This is a genomic window from Nannocystis exedens, assembly GCF_002343915.1.
GTDB classification, from domain to species: Bacteria; Myxococcota_A; Polyangia; order Nannocystales; family Nannocystaceae; genus Nannocystis; species Nannocystis exedens.
On the sequence record NZ_NETK01000001.1, the window covers coordinates 10391768 to 10413437 of the forward strand.

The following is a 21670-nucleotide window of genomic DNA, read 5'->3' on the forward strand; positions in this document are numbered from 1 at the left end:
CGTCTTGAACTCCCCTCACATCTCTGTACACTGGCGCTCTCCATGCGTCCGATTCTCGCCGCAGTTGCCGCGTGTGCCCTGTTCCTGGCGCCCGGCTGCACCAAGATCGCCGCGCGCGACTTCATCCGCGAAGGAAACACCCTCTACGCCAACGGTCAGTATCGCGAGGCGATCGAGAAGTACAACGAGGCCGAGAAGCTGGAGCCCGACCTGGTCACGCTGTTCTGGAACCGCGCGTGCGCGGCCGAGAGCATCGTCCTCAAGATCAAGGATCCGAACCAGCTCGCCGATCGCAAGGTCTTCACCGACCTCGCGCTGTCCGACTTCAAGACGTGGCTCGATCGCTCCGGCAACGACGTGACCGAGGCCGACCGCGAGGCGTACCTCAACCACCGGCTCGCGCTGCTCGACGCCGACGAGCGCTGCGACGACCTGCTGTCGTACTTCCTCGAGAAGCACAACCAGGAGCCGAAGGAAGAGGGCTGGTACACGCGCATCGCCAAGCAGTACGACACCTGCGGGCGCACCAAGGACGCCGACGAGTGGTTCGTCAAGCGCACGGTCGACTTCCCGACCAGCGTGCGCGCGTACCTCTCGCTGGCGATCCGCAAGCTCGAGCGGCTCTACCCCGAGCCCGACAGCGGCGTGCAGTACAACACCAACTTGTCGGAGGAGGAGCGCCTGGCGCTGGCCAACGAGGCGATCGCCCTCCTCGACAAGGCGACGATGATCGACCACAAGTTCATCGAGGCGTACATCTACCGGTCGATCGCGTACACCCAGCGGCAGCTGGCGCGGCGGTACGGCGACGACCCGGCGCAGAACACCGCCTACGAGAACCTCAACATGATCCTCGCGCGCGAGGACGGCATGTCGGCGTGGCGGCAGCAGAAGGCGATCTGCGACATCAAGGTCGAGCCCGAGTGCCCGACCGACAAGCCGCCGGAGGGCCCGTGCTGCATGCTGGCGCCGCGCCCGATCTCCCCCGAAGAAGAGGCGGCCGACGCCGAGCGCAAGAAGGCGATCGAGGAGGAGATCCGGCAGCTCGAGAGCGGCGCCGAACCGGAGCCGGTCAAGGGCAAGGGCAAGAAGGGCAAGGGGCAGGGGAGCAAGTAGCCGCAGCGCCCGCCTGTGGCGCGGGCGTCCGGGGCCAGTGAGACCGCACCATGTTTGAACACTATCTCACGTACCAAAAGTCCGACCCCAAGCGTCAGCGCCGGATCGCGATCGCTTCGGTCGTGTCGGGCACGCTCACCTTCTCCGGCATCATCTTCGTCTGGGCCGCGAACAAGATGAACATCACCAAGGTGGACCCGCCGACGGTCCAGTTCTTGATGGTGCAGATGAGCGCCGAGGAGGCCGCGCCGCCTCCGCCTCCGCCGCCGCCGCCCGCGGCAGCCGAGACGCAGGAGGAGGAAGAGAAGGAAGAGATCCCCGAGGAGGACGTCCCGGAGGAGATCGTCCAGCCGAAGGACACGCCCGACAAGGTGCCCGACGTGAAGAAGTCGGCGGGCGGCGCCAAGACCAATGCGGTGCCCGGCGGCGTGCCCGGCGGCGTGCCGGGCGGTGTGCCCGGCGGCGTGCTGGGCGGCGTCCTCGGCGGTCAGCTCGGCGGCCAGCTCGGCGGCGTGGCGACCAAGCGCGACGTGGGCCAGGCGACGGCGCCGAAGCCGATCGCGGTCGTCATGGGCAACGCGATCTACAAGCCCGACCCCGAGGCCAACAAGCTGGCGGCGACCAAGGCCGGCATGTTCGACAAGCGGCCCGGCACCGTCACGATCTTCTTCTGCGTCGACGTCGACGGCAAGACCGCCGACGTGAAGCTCAAGAAGAAGTTCCCCCACAACGACCCCAAGGTCGACGAAATCTGCCGCGACACGGTCAAGAAGTGGCGCTTCAAGCCCTTCATGGTCGGCGGCAAGGCCACCAAGGTTTGCTCCGAGGTCGACTTCAACATCAAGTTCAACTAGCCACCCGGCCCCTCCGGGGCCTGATCGCTTCACGGCCCCATCCGGGCCTGGGCCCTTCGGCCGCTGCCACGGCGGCCCGCGTCCAACCCTCGGCTTCGAACCCCACGACTTCCGGCCTCGCGGCCTCAACCCCGCCGGCCTCGAAAAGACCCCCACTGCACGGCCCCTTGGGCCTGATCCACCGCACGGCCTTCAGGCCCACAGCCGACCCCAACGAGAAGACAGGCATCCGACATGGAGCTCATGGACATCACCACGCTACTCGCCAACACCGGCGGAACGGACTTCTCCCTCGCAGGCATGTGGGAGCAGATGGGCATCTTCGCCAAGGTCATCTTGGTGTTGCTCCTGCTCATGTTCCTGCTGTCTCTGGCGATCGTGCTCGAGCGCCTGCGGGCCTACTCGCGGTCGCGGCGGCACTCGATCCAGTACATCATGCTGCTGCGCAACTTCTTGCAGGAGCGCAAGCTGCAAGAGGCGGTCGCGGCGGCGCAGACCCACGGTGACAGCCCGCTGGCCAAGGTCGTGGGCGCCGGTCTGAACGAGTACATCAAGGGCATGGAGGCCCTCAACGAGGAGGGTCCCGAGGACGTCGGCGACTTCGACCTCGTCGACGCGGTCAACCGCCAGCTGGAGCGCGCCAAGGAGCGTGAGACGGCCAACCTCAAGCGCGGCCTGACCTCGCTGGCGACGGTCGGCACCACCGCGCCGTTCGTCGGCCTCCTCGGCACCGTGGTCGGCATCATCAACTCGTTCCAGGGCATCTCGTCGGACGGCGGCGGCGGTCTGTCGTCGGTCGCCGGCGGGATCTCCGAGGCCCTCGTCGCCACCGCCGTGGGCCTCCTCGTCGCCATCCCGGCGGTCGTCATGTTCAACTCCTTCAACGCGCGGGTCGAGGGCTTCCAGATCGACATGAACGACGTGGCGTCGGAGCTCATCGACTTCGTCCTCAAGGAAGGGCGCTACCCCTGATGTCGGCCTCGACGAGCCCGCGCCGTGGCGGCAAGGGCGGCAAGCACCGCCGGCACGTCGCGTACAAGAGCGACCACGGCATCCAGCCGGCGCAGGCCAACAGTGACATCAACGTCACCCCGCTGGTCGACGTCTGCCTGGTGCTGCTCATCATCTTCATGGTGGTGACGCCGATGCTCGGCCGCGGCGTCGCGGTCAAGCTGCCGACGTTGACCACCGCGACGATGCACAAGGAGGGCGACCAGGTGTTCGTCTCGGTCAACGACGACGGGGCCTGGGTCGAGACGGACATGTACACGGAGAAGGAGCCGTTCCTCGCCCGCCTCGAGGAGGACCTCAAGATCGCCTCGGGCAAGGCGCTGGCCAACGACTACAAGGGCCCGATCCTGTTCGTCAAAGGCGACAAGGACACCCAGTGGGGCCGGGTCAAGACGGTCATGGAGTGGATCACGGCCTCCAACGCCCAGATGCAGGACGTGGCGCTGGTGGTCGAGGTCGCCAATCAGTCCGGACCCCCGACCTGAGCAGCCGTGATGTCGCGGCCGGGCCAGCGGCCGGGCCGCCCGCGGGTCTTCCGGGCGCTTGCTCCACCGACCCTGCGCTGTCGGCCGCCTCACCGACCTTCACATCGCCGGGCCTCCCGCGTCCGAACTCAGTCCGAACCAAACCCCGTCCAAACCCCGCGGCGCGCCCCTCCCCGAGGCGCGCCGCTTGCGTTTTTCCTATACCTCCGCGGCAAACGGCGGTAGGCTAACAACCAGCGCGAGCCCCCGGCGGCCGCGAAGGATCACGTCATGGGCATGTCAGCAGGCGGCTCCAAAAAGGGAGCCCAGAGCGATATCAACGTCACCCCCCTCGTCGACGTCTGCCTCGTGCTGCTCATCATCTTCATGGTGATGCTGCCGAAGAACGTGCCCGAGCTCTCGGTCAAGGTGCCGCCCGAGAGCAAGACGCGGCAGAAGCCGCAGGCCGAGACCGAGAACCTCGTCCTCGGGTTGACGAAGGACGGGGCGATCACGCTCAACCGCACGCCGGTCGACAAGTCGAGCCTCAAGGACACGCTGGAGAACCAGCTCAAGTTCCGCGACAAGAAGGTCGTCTTCGTCAACTTCGACGACGACGCCGTCTACGGGCTCGCGGTCGAGGTGCTCGACATCGCCAAGCACTCGGGCGCCGACGTGCTGGGCATCATGAAGAACAAGGACAAGCCGACTCCGGACACCCTGCGGCAGAAAACCTAACCGACTCGATGAGCAGGACCGACGCCATGCGTAACAACCTCCTCCGAAGCAATCCCCGCTTGTCGCGCCCGATTCACCGCGGCGACGCCGGCTCCGGCGCGTGGGCCCTCGCCGCGCTCGCCCTGTTCGGCGCCTCGACCGCGCTGGGCGGCTGCGTGTCCGACCCGGACTGCGGCGTGTGTGACCCCGAGAACCTGATCCTCGAGACCGTCGCGGGCGTGAACTATGCCGGCAAGGTCGTGAAGCTGCTCGGCCCCGAGTGCGAGGGTCCCGAGTGTCCCGCCGAGATCACGAAGGGCAACTACTTCGTCGAGAAGGTCATCCCCTGTCTGGAGACCGAGGAGGCGATGGAGGCCCCGCGCGGCGCTCAGGAGTGGTGCAAGGTCTCGCCGCTGATCGTCACCGACGGCCTGCAGTTCATCTTCAACAACCTGCTGGATCCGCAGTCGGTCGAGCTCGTCCGCAAGTCGCCGGTCAACCCGCAGCTGTTCGAGGTCTACGACTGGAAGACGCGCATCGTCCACCTCGAGGGTCCGATCACCCGCTATAACGGCGACTATCGCCCGGGTTCGCAGACCCAGCCCGACCAGATCACGCGCCTCGTCAACTTGTCGTGCATCGACAACCTGAACGAGCAGGGCAAGCAGTTCGACCACAACAGCGTCGCCGACAACACCTGCGACGGCCTGTTCGTCGACCCGGAGACGAAGAAGACCATCCCGCTGAAGATGCGGACGGGCGAAGAGGTCAAGACCTACACCGGCGAGACCGACGCCCGCCGCGCCTCGCAGTCGTGCACGACCCCGCAGGACGGCGTCGACACCTGCTGCGACGCGTGTGACTACGAGCTGGCGGTCAACGTCGCCAAGTACGGCTTGACCAAGAAGGTCAGCGAGGAGCAGGAGGCGAGCCGCGATCTGTTCGCCAGCCCCAACGCCGGCAGCGCGATCAAGTGCGACCTGATGGGCGACAAGTTCGCCCAGTGTCGCGACTTCATCCCGTACGTGAACCGCAGCGAAGAGGTGCGCAAGTACTCGTACATGTGGGGTGAAGAGAAGGGCACGTTCCGCGTGCCGCTGCACGACAAGCTGCGCGAGACGCATCCCGACCTGCGCCCCGCTGGCGTCGAGCAGGCCAACGTCCCGTGCGAGACCGACGAGGACTGCGCGGCCAAGCCCTATCCGAACCTGCCGGGCATGAACTGCGTCGGCACCAAGGGCGGCGTCGCGTGCAGCGGCAACGACCCCGAGTGCCAGGACAAGGTCTGCCGCGCCGAGTGGTTCGTCGAGTGCCGGGCCGAGTCGACCACCACCGGCGCCGACGGCTACTGCGTCGACAAGCGCTGGAACGGCACCGGCGTCGCCGCCTGCTTCGAGACCCAGAAGCCGTACCCGATCTGCCTCGACGAGAGCTGCAGCGCGACGCAGTCGGAGTCGGCCGCCAACGCCAAGGGCCGCCGCTTCGCCTTCGCCGACGCCGACCTCAGCAACACCATCTCGGCGCTCGAGGGCTGCCGCGCCGAGCTCAGCGGTGGCGAGCTCCCCGAAGTGTGCGACCCGTACTTCCAGTCCGGCGTGGAGCCGACGCCGCGCTACGACCGCAAGGAGACGCTGCCGAGCATCGCCCGCAACTGCGTGTGCGAGGACAAGCCGGCGGCCGGTTGCGCCGACCTGGTCGACTCGCTGTGCCGCGACGAGGAAGGCAAGATCCGCAAGGACAAGGAGGGCCAGTACGCGCTCAAGTTCGTGTCGAAGAACGGCGGCGTGATCTACGACCCGGCGATCAAGGGCGTGCTGTTCCTGCCGGCCGACCTCGGCGCGGTGCCGCGGAGCTTCGCCGAGACCTGCTCGGCGGGCCGCTCGAAGGGGGCGGGCGCGCTCAACATCAAGGACGGCTGGCGCGGCAACGACAACGGGTTCTTCGAGAACTACGAGAACTTCGACCGCGCGATGTGCTCGAGCTCGACCTACAAGATCGTCTTCAACGACGAGACCTCGAAGGACGACGACGGGAACATTCTCCAGTACATCCGCGACAAGGTCGGCAACACGCTGCGCGGCAAGGCGACCTACGTCATCCACACGCCCGACTTCCACGTGATCCCGGGCAGCGGCTTCCCGACCAACAACCTGCGCATCGGCGCGTGCGACGACTTCGAGCTGCGCTTCTCGAACAAGTACGACATGAGCCCGTCGAACCTGGAGAAGCTCCAGATCGTCGAACTCGGCGGCACCGACGAGGAGCCGGTCGAGGGCAAGGTCATCGCCGGCGGCCCCGGTTGTGCCAAGACCGCCGAGGACCTCGAGGCCGGTAACGGCAGCGTCCCGTGCCTGTCGGTCAACGTCCGCGACCAGGAGATCGGGTCGGTCCGCGTCGAGATCGACGCCAAGGAGTTCGGCGCCATCCTGCAGCCGAACACCGGCGACAACCCGGTCCGCTACCGCTTCAAGGTCCCGGGCCTGATGCTCGCCGAGGGCGAGGACGTGTACGAGGCGATGAAGAACCGCCCCGCCGACTACGCGGCCGCGTTCTGGGACGCGTGCGGCATGCCGCTCGTGCTCAGCATGCCGAAGGTCGACGCCGAGGGGAACGTGACCAAGAGCGGCAAGGCCAGCAAGCCCGACTTCTGGTACGACTTCGAGATCGACTCGCCGAAGTGCAAGGAGGACGAAGACCTCGACGGCTTCCCGTTCTCCTGCGACAACGCGCCCGAGGTCTTCAACCCGAACCAGGACAACGTCGACGGCGACGAGGCCGGCGACGACGTCGACCTGTGCCCGACGGTGCCGACCATGAACACGCAGGCCGACACCGACAAGGACGGCATCGGCAACGAGTGCGACTTCTGCACCCGCCCGGTCGACACGTACAACAAAAACGCGGGGATGGTGTCGGAGAAGATGAAGATCCGCAACATCCCGGATCAGTCGGACTTCGACCGCGACGGCATCGGCGACGTCTGCGACAACTGCATCACCGTGCCCAACTGCGGCGACTTCGGCGACGGGCCCAGCTTGACCCCGGCGAAGATCGGCGACCCGGTCCCGTTCCAGAACGACAGCCAGTGCCAGGTCGACAACGATGGTCTCGCTTTCATCGGTGACGCATGCGCCGAGGCCGGCCTGACCGCGATGGGCGGGCAGGGCGCTGCGGGCCCGGTCGGCTTCGGGATCGAGGACGACTTCGACCAGGACGGCGTCCCCAACGGCGACGACAAGTGCCCGCGTCAGCGCGTCAAGGCCTGCACCGTCGACGCCGACTGCGGCGGCGAGGACGTGACCTGCAACGCCGGGTTCTGCAGCAACCACTCGGACTTCGACGGCGACGACGTCGGCGACATCTGCGACACCTGCCCGTACGACCAGAACCCGCAGCAGGTCCAGATGGGCATGTCGGAGGAGAACGACGCCGACGGCGACTTCGTCGGCTTCAACTGCGAGACCAACAACGAGTGCTACGAGACCCCCGACGCGCGCCCGATCGCGTTCTACGACAAGGTCGCGCCCTCGGGCATGTGCTGCACCACGGTGTTTAAGGCCGACACGCTCGACGCCCCGCGCCTCATGCCCGACGGCATGCCGCTGGAGCGCGACGAGGTCGAGCGCCTGATGATGGAGTACCAGGCCGCGCGCGAGGCGTGGTCGATGGCGATGGACGGCTCCGAGCCGCCCAAGCCCCCGCTGTTCGTCCCGCTCAAGGCCGACTGCGGCGGCGAGGGCCCCGACAAGTGCCGTCAGCTCCCGCCGAAGGTCCTCAGCACCCGGGGCGTCGTCAACCTGCCGGAAGGCTGCGCCGAGGCCGGTCAGCCGCTCACGCTCGACAGCCCGGGCATCAACCGCGACGCCAACGAGCTTTACAAGTTCATGTGCACGCTGCCGCAGCGCGACCAGGACTTCGACGGGATCGGCGACTCGTGCGACCTGTGCCCGTTCGCCTTCGACCCGGACAACACCCTGTACAAGGACGTCAACAACAAGGTGTGGCCGAACTTCGGCCAGTACTGCAGCGGCGTGTGGGCCGTCGACGTGGCGCCCCGCCTGCTCTCGCAGTGCGGTGACCAGTCCGAGGACGTCGGCATGACCGGCACCGACACGATGATGTCGACCGGCGGCGAGACGACGACGACCACCGGCGGCTGAGCCGAGGCGGTCGCTGCGACGAAGAAGGGGCCGCTCCGCGCGGCCCCTTCTTTTTTTGCGCTGCATATGGGGCGAGGGGCGCCAGGGCGTGCGACGGAAGCGGCTCCCCGTCGACGACGCCCGCGAGGGGCTCAGATCGACACGGCGGGCTCGAAGCGCCAGACCGCGCGCAGCTCCCCGTCGGCGTTGCGCGCCGCGATCTCGGCCGCGACCTGCTCGAGCTCGTCGGCGGCCCGCGGCGCGCCGTCGTAGAACAATCGGCCCTGTCCTTCGGGACCTGGCTCGAACCAGCAGTCGAGGTCGTCGAGGGTGAGGATGTGTCCGCGACGGAGCCTGAAGGCGATGTTGTCGGCGGTCAGGGCGTCGTCGAATTCCTCGCGCAGCTTGCCGATCCTGCGCGCCTCGTCGCTGAGCCCGGCGAGGTCGCCCGCGACCACCGCGTGCAGCTCCCCGAGCGCGCGCAGGCCGTCGATCTCGCCCTCGCCGCCCCAGAAGCGGCCGCGGACGTAGACGTAGGGCGGGGACATCACGCCGGTGACGCCGGCGATCTGGCGGGCCGCCTGCGGCTGGTCGTGGAGGTTCATGCGCCGGAAGGCGATGCCCTCGGCGGTGAACAGGGCGGCCACGCGATCGGTGGCCGCGTCGCCCGGGTAGCCGAACACGACGACGACGATCGGATCGGACCTGTCCAATGGTTCATCCTGCGGCGCGGGCCCGTCGGCGGGCGGCGCGGGGCGGGGCTCGCTGCGGCCCCCGAGCGCCGCGGCGCGCTCCTGCACCTGCTCGATGAGCTTGCGGCTGGTCTCGCGGACACCCTCGGGGAGGTGCTTCTCCGCCATCGATTGCGCCTTGCGCAGCAGATCTCGCAACACGCGTGGAACAGTAACGCGAACCCCCGAGGGCGACCAGAGCACCCGGGCCGCGGGCGGCCGCGAGACCGGGCCCGACGCCGCGGCGCGCAGGGGTTTTCGCGCGCGAGCGGGCTCGACCGGTCGAAACCCGCCGTCCCTCACGGATCCGTGGTATGGGTCTGCCTCGCGCCCGATGTTGCGGCTCACGCTCCACCTCGTGTTCGCGGCCAACTTCGCCGTGAGTCCCGTTGCCGGATCCAAGGACAAGCCAGCGTCCAACTGCCGCAACCCGAGCGCCCTCTACGAAGAGGGCCTCAAGGACTACGATCAGAAGTTCACCAAGGCCGCGATCGAGAAGTTCGAGGCGGCCCACAAGTGCTCGAAGAACCCGCTGATCCTCTACAACATCGGGCTGGCGTACAAGCGGCTCTACGACGCCGAGCAGCAGCCCGACCTGCTGCACGCGGCCAAGAAGGCGCTGGTCGAGTACGTCGACGCGATCGAGAAGGACCCGGCGCTCGGCGCCGACCCGGAGGAGGTGAAGCCGGTGCTGGCCGAGATCGACGCCGAGATCGAGCGGATCCGTCCGCCCGAGGTGGCGCCCGAGCCTGAGCCGCCGCCGCCGGCGCCCGACCCGGTCGACCCCGGGAAGTCGCGGCGGCTGCTCGGCATCGGGCTGATGAGCGGCGGGGGAGCGCTGACGGTGGTCGGCGTGGCGGTCAGCGCCGCGTTCGCCAGCAAGGGCGCCAGGCTGCACGACCAGCTCAACGGTGCGGGCGGGATCTACGACCAGCTCGAGGCGGGCGGCTGCGGCCTCGCGCAGCCCGAGGACGCGCCCGGGGCCGACACGATGACCTGCGACGCCCTCCGCGGCGAGCGCCAGGACCTCAAGGCCGACGGCGCGCGCGCCAACGGGGTCGCGTTCGGGATGATGGCCGTGGGCGTCGTCGGCCTCGGCCTCATCATCGGCGGCGCGGTGGCGTTCGCCCAGGGCAAGCGGGCCACCGCCGAGTGGGAGTCGAGCCAGCGCGCGCGCGTGCGCGTGCTGCCGACCATGGGCGGGCTCGTGCTGCAGGGTCGATTCTAGGGCGGCCGGCGGCCAGGACGGGCGGGTTCGGGCGGGGGCGCCGGAGGACATGTCTTTCACGGCATGCCGCAAAGAGCATGTCATTCAGGACATGTCACGCGGGCCAGGCGGTGGCTCGCCGCGGGGGAGCAGCAGGGTGAAGCGGGAGCCGCGGCCGAGCTCGCTGTCGACGAGGATGTCGCCGCCGAGCAGGCGGGCGAAGCGGCGGCTGATGGCGAGGCCGAGGCCGGTGCCGCCGTAGTTGTGGCGGGCGTCGTGGACCTGCGAGAACTCGCGGAACAGCAGCGACAGCTTGTCGGCGGCGATGCCGATGCCGGTGTCGGCGACCCGGAAGGCGATGAATTCGCGGTCGCCCTCGCGGACCACCCGCACCGCCAGCTCGACCTCGCCGGCGGCGGTGAACTTGAGCGCGTTGCTCAGCAAGTTGAGCAAGATCTGGCGCAGCTTGGTGGGGTCGGTGACGATGTCCCCGAGGCCAGGTTCGAGCGCCAGCCGCCAGCGCAGCGGCTTGCCCCGCAGCTGCGGGCGCACGGCGGCCTCCATCTCCTCGGCCAGCGGCGCGACCGCGACCGGCTCGCGGCGCAGCTGCGGGACGCCGGCCTCGAGGCGCGCGAGGTCGAGGATGTCCTCGAGGACGGCGACGAGGTGGCGGCCCGAGCGGTCGACGGTCTGGATGTCGGGCAAGAGCTGGCCGAGACCGGCGGCGGTGGCCTCCTCGCGCAGCAGCTCGGCGCAGCCGAGGATCGCGTTCAGCGGGGTGCGCAGCTCGTGGCCCATGTTGGCGAGGAACACGTCCTTGGCGCGGGCCGAGGTGACGGCCTCGGCGCGCGCGCGGGCGAGGTCGGCCCGCTGCTCGGCGAGCTCGCGCTCGCGGCGATCGAGCTCGAGCCGCGCGGCGGCCTGACGCGCCAGCGCCAGCAAGCCGCGCCGCTGCTCCTCGCCGAAGCGGCGCGGGACGACGTCGAGGACGCACAGGGCGCCGAGCGCCCGGCCGTCTCCCGGCAGCGGGACGGCCGCGAGGGCGCGCAGCTGCGGCCCGGCGACGACCAGTGGGTGCGCGGCGAACCGCGGGTCGACGGCGAGCTCGCCGAGCTCGAGCGGCTCGCCGCGCTGGATCACGGAGGTACAAAAGGACAGGTAGCGCGAGGCGTCGACGGCGTCGAGGCCGACGCTGGCCTCGAGCCACGCGGAGCCCTCGTCGGCGAGCGCGAGGAGGACGATCGGGGCGCCGAGCAGCGCGGCAGCCAGGCGCGTGAGATCGGCGAAGGCCTGCTCGCGCGCCGAGCCGACGGCCGCGCGCTCCGGCGCGACCGCAGGCGTGGCCTCGAGCTCAGACGAAGCGACCCACTCCACGCCTCTACGATACTCGCCGCTTCGGGCCCAGCAAGCCCGTCTTCATCGCCATCTGCCACGGTCGCCTGTCCGCGGGCAGTTGTTCGAACGAATGGAGCGATCGACGAAGGTCGCCGCTGTCAGAACTTGCCGAGGCGAAGGCCGAGCGTGCCGGTCAAGCCGCTGAGGATCCGGTCGCTCGGGCCGCTCCACGGCTGCGCGACGGCGAAGCGATAGCCGCCCGAGAGCACCAGCCGCAGCACGCGAGTCAGCGCGAACGACAGCCCCAGCTCGGGTTCGGCGACGAACATCGCGGCCCGGTTGACGCAGCGGTCGAGCCGCTCGTCGTTGAGGCAGACGCGGCCGCCGCCGATGAGCGCGCCGATTTGGAGCGAAAAGAATCGGACCTGCAGCAACGCGACCGCGAGCGTGACGCCGGCGTACTGGGTCCGCATGTTGAAGGTGCGATCGTCGGTCCGCTGGGCCGGGAGCGGGGTGGCGAGCGCCGTGCCGGCCGCGCCGAACATGAAGCGCTCGTTGACGATGACGGCGAAGTCGGCGCCGAGCATCAGTCCGGGCGAGCGTCCGAAGCCGGTCAGCTTGAAAGTGGGGGCGATGTAGGCGCCGACCTTGGAGTCGCGGGCGATCAGCGGCTGGCCCTCGGTCCACAGGCGTCCGCGCTTCGGCTCGGCCTTCTTTTCACCTGGCTTCGGGGACATGGTCGCAGGAGCAGGCCCCGTGGCCGCGGGCACGGACGGGGAGGCGAGGTCGGGCGGCGGCGGCTGCCAGGCCGGGACGCTGGCGGGCTGGGTGAGATCGGGCGGAGTGCCCTGGATCGGCGGGGTGGCGGGCATCGGCGCCAGCTCGGCGCTGCCGCTGCTGCTGACGTGCGGCGAAGGCGGGGCCTGGACGCCCGCGGCCGCGCTCGCCGAAGCGGACAGGAGCGCGAGCGCGGCGAGCACGGGAAGGACGCGGGGGGCCATGCGTGGGGATACTGTTACAGGGCCGGCCCCACGAGGCAATCGCCGGACGGCCGGCGCGGCCCGAGGTTGCCGGCCCGCGTCACCCCGTGCAAGATCCGCCGGTGCGCCGCCTCGCCGCTCTCGCTCTGTCCGCCTCGGCCGCGCTGCTCGCGTGTACGCCCGAGCCGGCGAGCACGGTCGAGATGCGCCAGACCGTGGTCGAAATGGTCGACCAGGGCCGCGCGATGGCGATCGAGAACGCCGTCGTCGCGCTGGTCGGCAGCATCGACCCCGACGACGGCCTCGCCGACATCACCGACGAGGTCGCGGCCGACGTGGCCGCGCTGACGCCGTGCGCGGTCGTCAGCCGCCCCGGCGCGGTGGCGCTGCGGGTGTGGTTCGGCAGCAAGGACACGCCGTGCCCCTACGCCGGGATCGGCCTCAGCGGGACGATGCGGGTGGTGTACACGCGGCCGGACGGCCAGGGCCTGCTGGCCTCGATCTACTACGAGCCGCTGCGCGGCGACGCGACGCTGCTCGACGGCTTCTCGCAGCTGACGTGGGCCGCCGACGGCAGCCAGCGGCTGATCACGGAGATCCGGGTCGACACGCCGACCGAGCGCGAGGTCGAGATCCAGGCGGATCGCCTGCTGTCCCGCGTCGACGACGCGCTCAAGGTCGAGGGCTGGCGCCGCTGGCAGACGCTCATGGGCCGCTGGGAGGCCGACCTCGCCGGGCTCCTGCTCGCGCCGGGCGAGTTCATGCCGTTCGCGGGCCTGGCCGCCGTCGACACGCCGTTCAACCACACGATCGTGCTCGACTTCACGCACGAGGCCGGCGGCGCCAAGGTGCGCGCCAACGGCGGCCGCCGCGACCGCCTGTTCGAGGTCACCGACGAGGGCGACGTGATCGACGTCGGCGACGGGTAGGACAGGACATGTCCATGAAGGCATGTCCGAACGAACATGTTACAGCGGACATGCCCGGCCGAGCATGTCCGTCCGGACAGCCGCCCGGCCGCGGCGGTCAGCGCAGCAGGACCGGCCAGAGGAGGACGGTCTGGATCGGGTCGTCGCGCAGGGCGTCGAGCTGGGCGAGGACGCCGGAGACGGCCGCGACGCCGCCAGCGCCGAGAGCGGCGGCGAGGCCGGGGACGAGCTCGTGGTCGGCGGCGGCGCGGACCAGGCTGGGGCCCATGTCGAAGCCCTCGACGAGGTCCTTGATCGTCGGCTCGGGCGGGTAGACCTCGAGCGCGACCTCGGGGCCGATGCCGGTCCGCTTGCGGGCCTCGGCGAGCGCCTCGGTCAGGCCGCCGAGCTCGTCGACGAGGCCGCGCTCCTTGGCGGCGGCGCCGGTCCACACGCGGCCCTGGGCGATCGCATGGACGTCCTCGGGCGACTTGCCGCGGCCGCTGGCGACGCGGCCGACGAAGACCTTGTAGATCTCCTCCATCGTCGCCAGCACGCTGGCCCGTTCGCTCTCGGTCCACGGGGTCATCGCCGACCACATCGCGGCGCGCTTTCCCTTCGTGATCGGGAAGGTGCGGACGCCGACCTTCTCGAGCATGCCCTCGAGGGCGATCTTGCCGCCGACCACGCCGATCGAGCCGGTGAGGGTGTTGGCGAGGGCGAAGATCTTGGTCGCGCCGCACGAGATGTAGTAGCCGCCGGACGCGGCCACGCCGCCCATCGAGACGACGATCGGCTTCTTCTCCTTGGCCCGCTGGAGCGCGCGCCAGATCTGCTCCGAGGCCATCGCGCTGCCGCCGCCCGAGTCGACGCGGAGGAGGATCGCGGCGACGTTGGCGTCGTCGGCGAGGTTGTCGATCGCGGCGGCGAGGGTGCGGCCGGCGATCTGGTGGCGGGCGCCGATCGTGCCCTGGCCGCGGCCGTCGATGATGTTGCCGAGCGCGTAGACGAGGGCGATGTGCGGCTCCTTGGGCCGCTTGGGCGGGACGAGGCCGAGGAAGGTCTGCAGCTTCTCCATGTCGAAGCCGCCGCCGCTCGGGCTGTCCTTGAGCTTGACCTGCTTCCACGGGGCGCCGCTGGTGTGCTGGGTGCGGAAGTCTTCGTAGGTGGCGACGCTGTCGACGAGGCCGGCGGCGAGCGCCCCGTCGCTGGTGAACAGCGCCTGGTCGATGCGCTCCGCGACTGTCTCAGGGGACAGGTTGCGGCCGGCGGCGATGCCTGCCTGCATGGTGAGGTAGGCCTGGTCGATCACCGCCGTCAGGGTCTCGCGCATCTCCTTCGACGGCTCGCTGCGCGTCAGCGGCTCGGCCGCGCCCTTGAAGGCGCCGACGTGGACGAAGTCGGGGACGACGCCGAGCTTGTCGAGGAGGCCGCGCAGGTGCAGCGGCATGGCCATGGGGCCGGGGATCATGACCTCGCCGACCGGCTGGACGCCGACGGCGTCGCAGGCGCTCATGAGATAGTAGACGGCGTTGGTCGGGGCGTCGGCGTGGCAGGCGAGCCGGCGCTTGCCGTCGGCCTTGAAGGCGAGGAGGGCGCCGCGGACCTCCTCGGCGGTGGCCATGTCGAGGCCGACGTCGGTGAAGCGGACGAGGAGGCCCTGGACGTTGGCGTCGGCGGCGAGGCGATCGAGGCGCGTGAGCAGGGCGTGGAGCTCGATCACGGCGCCGCCGCCGAACAGGGACATCGGCGCGAGCTCGCCGATCTCGCCGGTGAGATCGAGGGTGAGCCAGTGCGGTTTGCCGGCGTCAAAGCCCGGCGACTGGCGCGGCGGGTCGTAGGGGCCCGGGGCGTCGAGCTTGTCGGCGAGCATGCTGCCCAGCGGGCCGAGGTTGGCGAGCGGGCCGGCCGGAGCGGGCGGCGCCGAGGCGGGGGCGACGTCCCGCTTGTCTGTGACCTCCGGCGGCGGGGACTGGCCGGATTTTTGCTCGCCGCGGCAGGCGGCGGCGCACACGGTGGCGAGGCTGAGCAGGACGGTGGTGGCTCGCGAGACGCGCAAGGGGTTTCCTCCGGGCGATGTGGACCCGGACCGGGCGCGCGTGGTGTCGCGGGCGGACGGCTGGGCGGGTCGCTTCCGCGCAAGTATCCTCCCGGCACTCGTCCATGCAAAGTCCCGTGTCCGAGCTCGTCCCGCGGCCTCAGGGGCCCGAACTCCTCGCCGACCTGACGACGTTGGTGCCCGACCCGAACCGGCTGTGCGTGGCCTATGCGAGCCTCATGCAGGTGCAGGAGGGCCGCACGCGCCAGGGTCGGCCGTACTTCGACCTCGTGGTGAGCGACGCCGGGCGGACCATCGCCGCCAAGATCTGGGACGACGCGCCCGAGGCGATGGAGGCGGTCAAGGCGGCGCGGCGCGGGCAGGCGGTCAAGCTGCTGTTCCGCGTCGAGCAGTACCAGGGCGCGCTGCAGCTCAACGTCCGCAAGCTCCGCGGGGCCCAGGACGACGACGACGGCTACGCGCCGGCGCGGGTGTTCGGCGAGGGCTTCGAGCGGGTCGCCGGCAAGCTGTGCCGTACGCTGGTGTTCGACCTCGAGACGGCGCCGGCCCACGACCCGGCGACGATGCCGGCCAGCGTGGTCGAGGCGATCCGCCGCCACGCGACGCGCGAGGGCTGCGAGCCGGAGCTGGTGATGAGCCTGTCGCCGCTGTTCGGGCAGATCGTGTCGCTGGCGTTCATGGACGGCGAGGACCTCGACAGCGAGGTGTGGGCGCTCGGCGTGCCCCCCGGCGGCGATCCGCGGCGGCTGGTCGGCGAGGTGCCGCCGTGGCTGCAGCTCGTCAGCGAGCGCGAGCTGCTGCAGGCGTTCTGGCTGCTGGCGGCGCAGGCCGAGGTGGTGGTCAGCTACAACGGGCGCAACTTCGACGTGCCGTTCTTGCTCGGGCGCAGCCTGGTCCACCAGGTGCCGGCGCGCGTCGACCTGCTCGGCAGCCCCTACAGCGTGCGGCCGCACCTCGACCTCTACCGCATGGTCGCGACCGGCCGCTCGGTCGGCCCGGCCTCGCTCGACGCGGTCTGCTGGGCGCTCGGGGTCGAGAGCCCGAAGGACGGGATGAGCGGGGCCGACGTCGCCCCGGCCTACGCCCGCGGCGAGCTGGGCGCGATCGCCACGTACAACCGCGGCGACGTGCGCGCGACCGCCAGCGTGTACCAGCGCGTGCGCGACACGGTGCTGCGCTTCCGCGAAGACTGGTGAGCGGCAGCTGTCCTGAAGGACATGTCGTGTGTCCGATCGGACAGGACACGGACGGGGCGCTCAAAGCGGGCGTGAACAGCGCCGCGCGGCGGAGCCGGGCGAAGGGGCATGTCCGAAAGGACATGTCCTCGCGGGCATGATGGATCGGGCATGCCCCTGCGGGCATGCCCCTCGGGTCAGCTCAGCCGAACACCACGCGGAAGCGGCACTTCTTGCCCGCTTGCAGGCGCAGGCCCTGGTCGCCGAGCTGGTCGGCGGTGACGAGGTGGGCCGGGTCGTTGACCGGCTCGCCGTTGAGCCTGACGGCGCCGGCGCCGATCCGCTCGCGAGCCTCGCGCTTGGACTTGAAGGCCTCGATGTCGGGGTGGGTGACGAGGTCGACGAGGCGGATCTCGGGGCCGGGGACGGTCACGAGCGGCACGGCGCTCCAGTCGTCGCTGCTGCCGAACGCCTGCTCGCTGGCCTGCTTGGCCTGCTTCGCGTGGTCGAGGCCGTGCAGCAGGGCGGTGGCCTCGTAGGCGAGGCGGGCCTTGGCGGCGTTGAGGGCCGCGCCGCCTTCGGCGGTGAGCGCCTCGATCTCGGCGAGCGGGACGTCGGTGAAGGTCCGGAGCAGGCGGGCGACGTCGCGGTCGTCGCAGCCGATCCAGAACTGGTAGTACTCGAACGGGGTCAGCCGCTCCGGGTCGAGCCAGACGGCGCCGCGCTCCGTCTTGCCCATCTTGCGGTTGTCGGCGGTCAGCAGCAGCGGCAGGGTCAGGCAGTAGGCGGCGTTGGGCTGGCCCTCGGGGGTCATGCGCCGGATCAGCTCGATGCCGGCGACCATGTTGCCCCACTGGTCCGAGCCGCCGAACTGCAGGGTGCAGCCGTGGTGGCGGAACAGGTGCAGGAAGTCGTAGGCCTGCAGCAGCTGGTAGTTGAACTCGAGGAAGCTGAGCGGGATCTCGGCGTCGAGGCGGTCGCGGTAGGTCTTGACCGCGATCATGCGGTTGACCGTGAAGTGGCGGCCGACGTCGCGCAGGAACTCGATGTACTTGAGCTCGAGCAGCCAGTCGGCGTTGTCGAGCATGATCGCGTCGTTGGGCCGGCCGCTGTCGAAGTGGAGGAAGCGGCCGAGCTGGGCCTTGAGCCCGGCGGCGTTGGCGGCCACGTCCTCGCGCGTCAGCAGCTTGCGCGTCTCCATCTTGCCCGAGGGGTCGCCGATCATGCCGGTGCCGCCGCCGACGATGACGATCGGCCGGTGCCCCGCGCGCTGGAGGGCGCGCATGCCCATGATCTGGACCAGGTGGCCGACGTGCAGCGAGGAGCCGGTCGGGTCGTAGCCGACGTAGAAGGTGACCATGCCGCCGTCCAGCGCGGCGTCGATGGCGGCGAAGTCGCTGGCCTGTTCGAAGTAGCCGCGCTCGAGCATGCGCTGGAGGGCGGCGGAGCGGGGCGGCTGCGGCGGGGTGGCGTTCATGGCGGACTCACGCGGTCGGTGGTTCGTCGAGGTTGTCGGCGGCGGCCTCGGCGGCCGCCAGCCGTTGCTCGTGCTGATCGAGGGCGAGCCGCAGGCCGAGCAGGCGCTCGTGGACCTTGCGGCGGAACCGCTGGTGCAGGTCCTTCTCGCGGAACAGCTCGTCGGCGATCTGCATGGCGACGAGGAGGGCGATCCGCTGGGCGTTGGCGGCGCTGTTGACCCGCTTGTTGCCGCTGAGCAGCTGCAGGTGACCGTCGACGAACTCGGCCAATTGCTGGACGTAGTCGGGGCCCTCGTCGCTGCGGATCGTGAGGGTCTGCCCGGCGATCTCGACCTGGACCGAGCGCTTCATGGCTGACCCTGGGCCTCGGCCAGCCGATCGGCCTCGTCGCTGGCGCGCAGCGCGGCGATCACGTCGTCGATGTCGCCGTCCATGAAGTCGCCGATCGCGTGCCGCGTGAGGCCGATCCGGTGGTCGCTGACGCGGTCCTGGGGGAAGTTGTAGGTGCGGATCTTTTCGCTGCGGTCGCCGGTGCCGACCTGGCTGCGGCGGTGGGCGGCCCGCTCGGCCTGGACGCGCTGGATCTCGCGGTCGAGCAGGCGCGCGCGCAGGAGCTTCATCGCCAGCTCGCGGTTCTTCGTCTGCGACTTCTCCTGCATGCAGTGGACCGCGAGCCCGGTCGGGATGTGGGTGATCCGCACGGCCGAGTCGGTGGTGTTGACGCTCTGACCGCCGGCCCCGGAGGCGCGCATGAACTGGATCTCGAGGTCCTTGGGGTTGATCTGGACGTCGACCTCCTCGGCCTCGGGCATGATGGCGACGGTGGCGGTGGAGGTGTGGATCCGGCCCTGCGCCTCGGTGGCCGGGACGCGCTGGACCCGATGCACGCCGCTCTCGAACTTGAGGAGGGCGTAGACGTCGCGGCCGTGGATCATGGCCGAGATCTCGCGGAAGCCGCCCGCGCCGGCCTCGCTGATGTTGAGCGGCTCGACGGTCCAGCGCTGCCGCTCGGCGAAGCGGGTGTACATGCGCCACAGGTCGGCGGCGAACAGCGCGGCCTCCTCGCCGCCGGTGCCGGCCCGGATCTCGAGCACGACGTCGCGGCTGTCGTTGGGATCCTTGGGCAGGAGCAGCTTCTGCAGCTCGCCCTCGAGCTCGGCCCGCTGCTGCTTGAGATCGCGCAGGTCGCTTTCGGCCATGTCCCGAAGGTCAGGGTCGGCGAGCAGCTCCTCGGCGTCGCGGGTGCGGGCCTCGAGGTCGCGGTAGCGGGCGACGGCGGCGGCGATCGGGGCGATCTCGGCGTGCTCGCGCGAGAGGGCCAGCAGGCGGGTCTTGTCCTGCGCGATTTCGGGGGCGCAGAGCATGACGCCCAGCTCTTCGTGACGCTCGGCGATGCTCTCGAGCTTGGCGCGCAGGGCAGGGTCCATGGCGAGCGCGCGACGCTAGCACCAGGGCCGGGGGCGCTCAAGGCCCACGCCGCCGCGACCAGCGCCCGGCGGCGACGCGCGCCTCGTCCCGCGCGGCGCGAGGCGGCAAAGCCCGGCCGGCGGGGAGCACACCTCAAGCGTCGGGGCGGCCGAGGCGAGGCGGAAAGGCACGGCCGGCGGCGAGCTCACGGGCGGGTGCGTGGGTCGAGGCGAGGGGGAAAGGCACGCCGGCGGCGAGCTCACGGGCGGGTGCGTGGGTCGAGGCGAGGGGGAAAGGCACGCCGGCGGCGAGCTCACGGGCGGACGCGTGGGCCGAGAAGGCACGGCCGGCGGCGAGCTCACGGGCGGGTGCGTGGGCCGAGGCGAGGTGGAAGGCACGCCGGCGGCGAGCTCACGGGCGGGTGCGTGGGTCGAGGCGAGGCGGCCACGCACGGCCGGCGGCGAGCTCACGGACCGTCCGTCTCGGCCGGCGCGAGGCGGCAAGGCACGGCTGGCGGCGAGCCCACGCACGGTCGTTCCGGCCTGGCGCGAGGCCGGGGCAGCATCGCCCACGCACCGGCGCCCCGGCAAGACGCGGTGACCCTCGGCCGGCGAAGCCCACGCAGCCGTCGTCCGGGGCGGGCGAGGTCGACGCGCCGGACCCGGACGCGAGGAGAGGCCCGGGCGCCGGCCGGCACGCCGGCCACGAGCGCCCTTGCCTCCCGGCCGGGGCGCGCGCTATCCGTGTGCGCGCCATGCTCCACGCCGACCGCTGGGCCGCCCGCTACGGCTTTCTCCGCGAGCTGTGGGCCGGCCGCAGCCGCGTGCTCGCCGACCCCGCGCTCGAGGCGGCGCTGCGCGGCGCAAAGACGCTGCCCGCCCCGTTCGCGGCGCTGCTCGCCGAGCTGCTCCCGGGCGGCGGGAATCAGGCGTGGCTGCTCGCGCACGAGGCGAGGCCAGGGACCGGACGCGGGCGTACCGGCCCGCGGGTGGCAGAATTCGACGCGTTCGAAGAGCTGCTGGCAGAGGCGCCGTGGCAGGTGGCGATCGTCGACCTGGCCCGCCACTTCGTCGACGCGGCCAGCCTGTCGCGGTTCGCGGCGCGGGCCCACGGCCGGCTCGAGAATCGCCTCGAGACGCGAGCGTTCCGCCTGCTGACCGCCCTGGCCGAGGGCGCCGAGGCCGGCCGCGTGGTGGTGGTGAGCGCCCCGGGCGAGGCCGCCGGGGGGCTCGAGCTGGGGCTGTTCCAGGAGCTGGTGACGCAGCACTTCCCGCGGGCGCGGATCTACGCGCTCGCCCTGACCCGCGCGGCCAGCGTGGTCGACTGCGGCGAGGTCACCAGCGACGAGGTCGAGGACGAGGAGGCCGACGAGCGCGGACCGGTGCCGCTGGCCTTCGACAACAGCCTCGGCGAGGACGCGGGCTTCGAGTGCCTGATCGCCGTGGTGGGGGCGCGCGACGTGCCCCGCGGGGTGACGCTGCTCGAGCTGCCGCCGACGGCGCCCGCGGAGCCGCCGCGAGCGGAGCCGGCGCGACCCGAGCGGGCCCGGCCGGAGCGGGCCCGGGACGAGGAGAGCGAGTCGCTGCGCGGGCAGCTGGCGCAGGCGCGGCGGCAGATCGAGCTGGCGAGCATCGCCCGCCAGTCGCTGGTGGAGCAGCTCGACGCGGCGCAAAGCCGGATCGACGCGCTCGAGGACCAGCTGGCGGGTCGCGCGCCGGCGCCGGCGAAGGCCAGCGAGCCCGACGAGGAGGGGCCGCGACGGATCGACGCGGCGGCGGCGGCGCTGCAGAGCGCCCGCTGGGAGCTCGAGCAGCTGCAGGGCGAGCTGCGGCGGGTCACGGCGCGGCCGGTGGAAGAGCTGGAGCGGTCGCTGGCGGCGGCGCAGGCGCGGCTGGGGGCGCTGCACGCCTGCGCGGCCACGGTGGAAGCGCTGGCGCAGCGAGCCGGAGCGGACGAGGGGCTGGCGGGCGAGCTGCAGACCCTCCGCGACCGTCTGCTCGAGCTCGCCGGACCGCCGCCGACCGGGGTCGCGGAGCCCTCGTAGGCCGCGGGTCGCCGACGGGCGGCGCTGCGACATGGTTGCCGGGGC

17 protein-coding genes are annotated in these 21670 nt (G+C 71.1%); 10 read left to right on the plus strand and 7 right to left on the minus strand.

Annotation, left to right across the window (positions count from 1 at the left end):
• Positions 1–42: 42 nt before the first annotated feature.
• The 6 genes from NAEX_RS40525 to NAEX_RS40550 all read left to right on the plus strand — a co-directional run bounded on the left by NAEX_RS40525 (position 43) and on the right by NAEX_RS40550 (position 8322).
• Entirely contained in the window at positions 43–1116 is a 1074-nt protein-coding gene (locus tag NAEX_RS40525; RefSeq protein WP_096332812.1) for a tetratricopeptide repeat protein, read from the plus strand.
• Between the two features lie 50 nt (positions 1117–1166).
• A complete protein-coding gene (locus NAEX_RS52510; RefSeq protein WP_096332813.1) occupies positions 1167–1970 on the plus strand; it encodes an energy transducer TonB in 804 nt (267 codons plus the stop codon).
• 234 nt (positions 1971–2204) lie between these two features.
• On the plus strand, positions 2205–2942 hold the full coding sequence (locus NAEX_RS40535; RefSeq protein WP_096332814.1) for a MotA/TolQ/ExbB proton channel family protein: 738 nt from the start codon (positions 2205–2207) through the stop codon (positions 2940–2942).
• Entirely contained in the window at positions 2942–3466 is a 525-nt protein-coding gene (locus tag NAEX_RS40540; RefSeq protein WP_096332815.1) for an ExbD/TolR family protein, read from the plus strand. Before NAEX_RS40535 ends, NAEX_RS40540 begins: the two co-directional genes overlap by 1 nt.
• A gap of 270 nt (positions 3467–3736) precedes the next feature.
• A complete protein-coding gene (locus NAEX_RS40545) occupies positions 3737–4183 on the plus strand; it encodes an ExbD/TolR family protein (protein ID WP_096332816.1) in 447 nt (148 codons plus the stop codon).
• Positions 4184–4242: 59 nt separating this feature from the next.
• The gene (locus tag NAEX_RS40550) at positions 4243–8322 is read left to right on the plus strand and encodes a thrombospondin type 3 repeat-containing protein (protein WP_143140632.1); all 4080 of its coding nucleotides are present in this window, start codon (positions 4243–4245) and stop codon (positions 8320–8322) included.
• Positions 8323–8453: 131 nt separating this feature from the next.
• On the opposite strand, the gene NAEX_RS40555 is transcribed toward NAEX_RS40550, so the two are convergent.
• On the minus strand, positions 8454–9194 hold the full coding sequence (locus NAEX_RS40555; RefSeq protein WP_096332818.1) for a hypothetical protein: 741 nt from the start codon (positions 9192–9194) through the stop codon (positions 8454–8456).
• Between the two features lie 172 nt (positions 9195–9366).
• Here NAEX_RS40555 and NAEX_RS40560 point away from each other — a divergent pair, with 172 nt between their 5' ends.
• A complete protein-coding gene (locus tag NAEX_RS40560; RefSeq protein ID WP_096332819.1) occupies positions 9367–10260 on the plus strand; it encodes a hypothetical protein in 894 nt (297 codons plus the stop codon).
• An 84-nt stretch (positions 10261–10344) separates the two neighbouring features.
• Here NAEX_RS40560 and NAEX_RS40565 read toward each other — a convergent pair whose 3' ends face one another.
• Together NAEX_RS40565 and NAEX_RS40570 are read right to left on the minus strand one after the other, a co-directional pair.
• Positions 10345–11613, minus strand: a complete 1269-nt coding sequence (locus tag NAEX_RS40565; protein ID WP_096332820.1) for a GAF domain-containing sensor histidine kinase — start codon at positions 11611–11613, stop codon at positions 10345–10347.
• A gap of 119 nt (positions 11614–11732) precedes the next feature.
• Positions 11733–12575, minus strand: a complete 843-nt coding sequence (locus NAEX_RS40570) for a hypothetical protein (protein WP_096332821.1) — start codon at positions 12573–12575, stop codon at positions 11733–11735.
• 101 nt (positions 12576–12676) lie between these two features.
• Here NAEX_RS40570 and NAEX_RS40575 point away from each other — a divergent pair, with 101 nt between their 5' ends.
• Positions 12677–13483: a hypothetical protein gene (locus NAEX_RS40575; protein ID WP_143140631.1), complete on the plus strand. Its 807-nt coding sequence runs from the start codon at positions 12677–12679 to the stop codon at positions 13481–13483.
• A 97-nt stretch (positions 13484–13580) separates the two neighbouring features.
• On the opposite strand, the gene sppA is transcribed toward NAEX_RS40575, so the two are convergent.
• Entirely contained in the window at positions 13581–15521 is a 1941-nt protein-coding gene (gene sppA, locus NAEX_RS40580; protein WP_096332823.1) for a signal peptide peptidase SppA, read from the minus strand.
• A 116-nt stretch (positions 15522–15637) separates the two neighbouring features.
• Here sppA and NAEX_RS40585 point away from each other — a divergent pair, with 116 nt between their 5' ends.
• Entirely contained in the window at positions 15638–16717 is a 1080-nt protein-coding gene (locus tag NAEX_RS40585) for a ribonuclease H-like domain-containing protein (protein WP_100793010.1), read from the plus strand.
• 181 nt (positions 16718–16898) lie between these two features.
• Here NAEX_RS40585 and tyrS read toward each other — a convergent pair whose 3' ends face one another.
• From tyrS to prfA, 3 genes are read right to left on the minus strand one after another with little or no spacing between them, the layout of a single operon-like run.
• Positions 16899–18173, minus strand: a complete 1275-nt coding sequence (tyrS, locus tag NAEX_RS40590) for a tyrosine--tRNA ligase (protein ID WP_096332825.1) — start codon at positions 18171–18173, stop codon at positions 16899–16901.
• Between the two features lie 7 nt (positions 18174–18180).
• Positions 18181–18525 (minus strand): cell division protein ZapA, encoded by a 345-nt coding sequence (locus NAEX_RS40595; protein WP_096332826.1) that lies wholly within the window; start codon positions 18523–18525, stop codon positions 18181–18183.
• Entirely contained in the window at positions 18522–19601 is a 1080-nt protein-coding gene (gene prfA / locus NAEX_RS40600; RefSeq protein WP_211302557.1) for a peptide chain release factor 1, read from the minus strand. Before prfA ends, NAEX_RS40595 begins: the two co-directional genes overlap by 4 nt.
• Before the next feature lie 734 nt (positions 19602–20335).
• Here prfA and NAEX_RS40605 point away from each other — a divergent pair.
• Positions 20336–21625, plus strand: a complete 1290-nt coding sequence (locus tag NAEX_RS40605) for a hypothetical protein (protein ID WP_143140630.1) — start codon at positions 20336–20338, stop codon at positions 21623–21625.
• Positions 21626–21670: the final 45 nt, after the last annotated feature.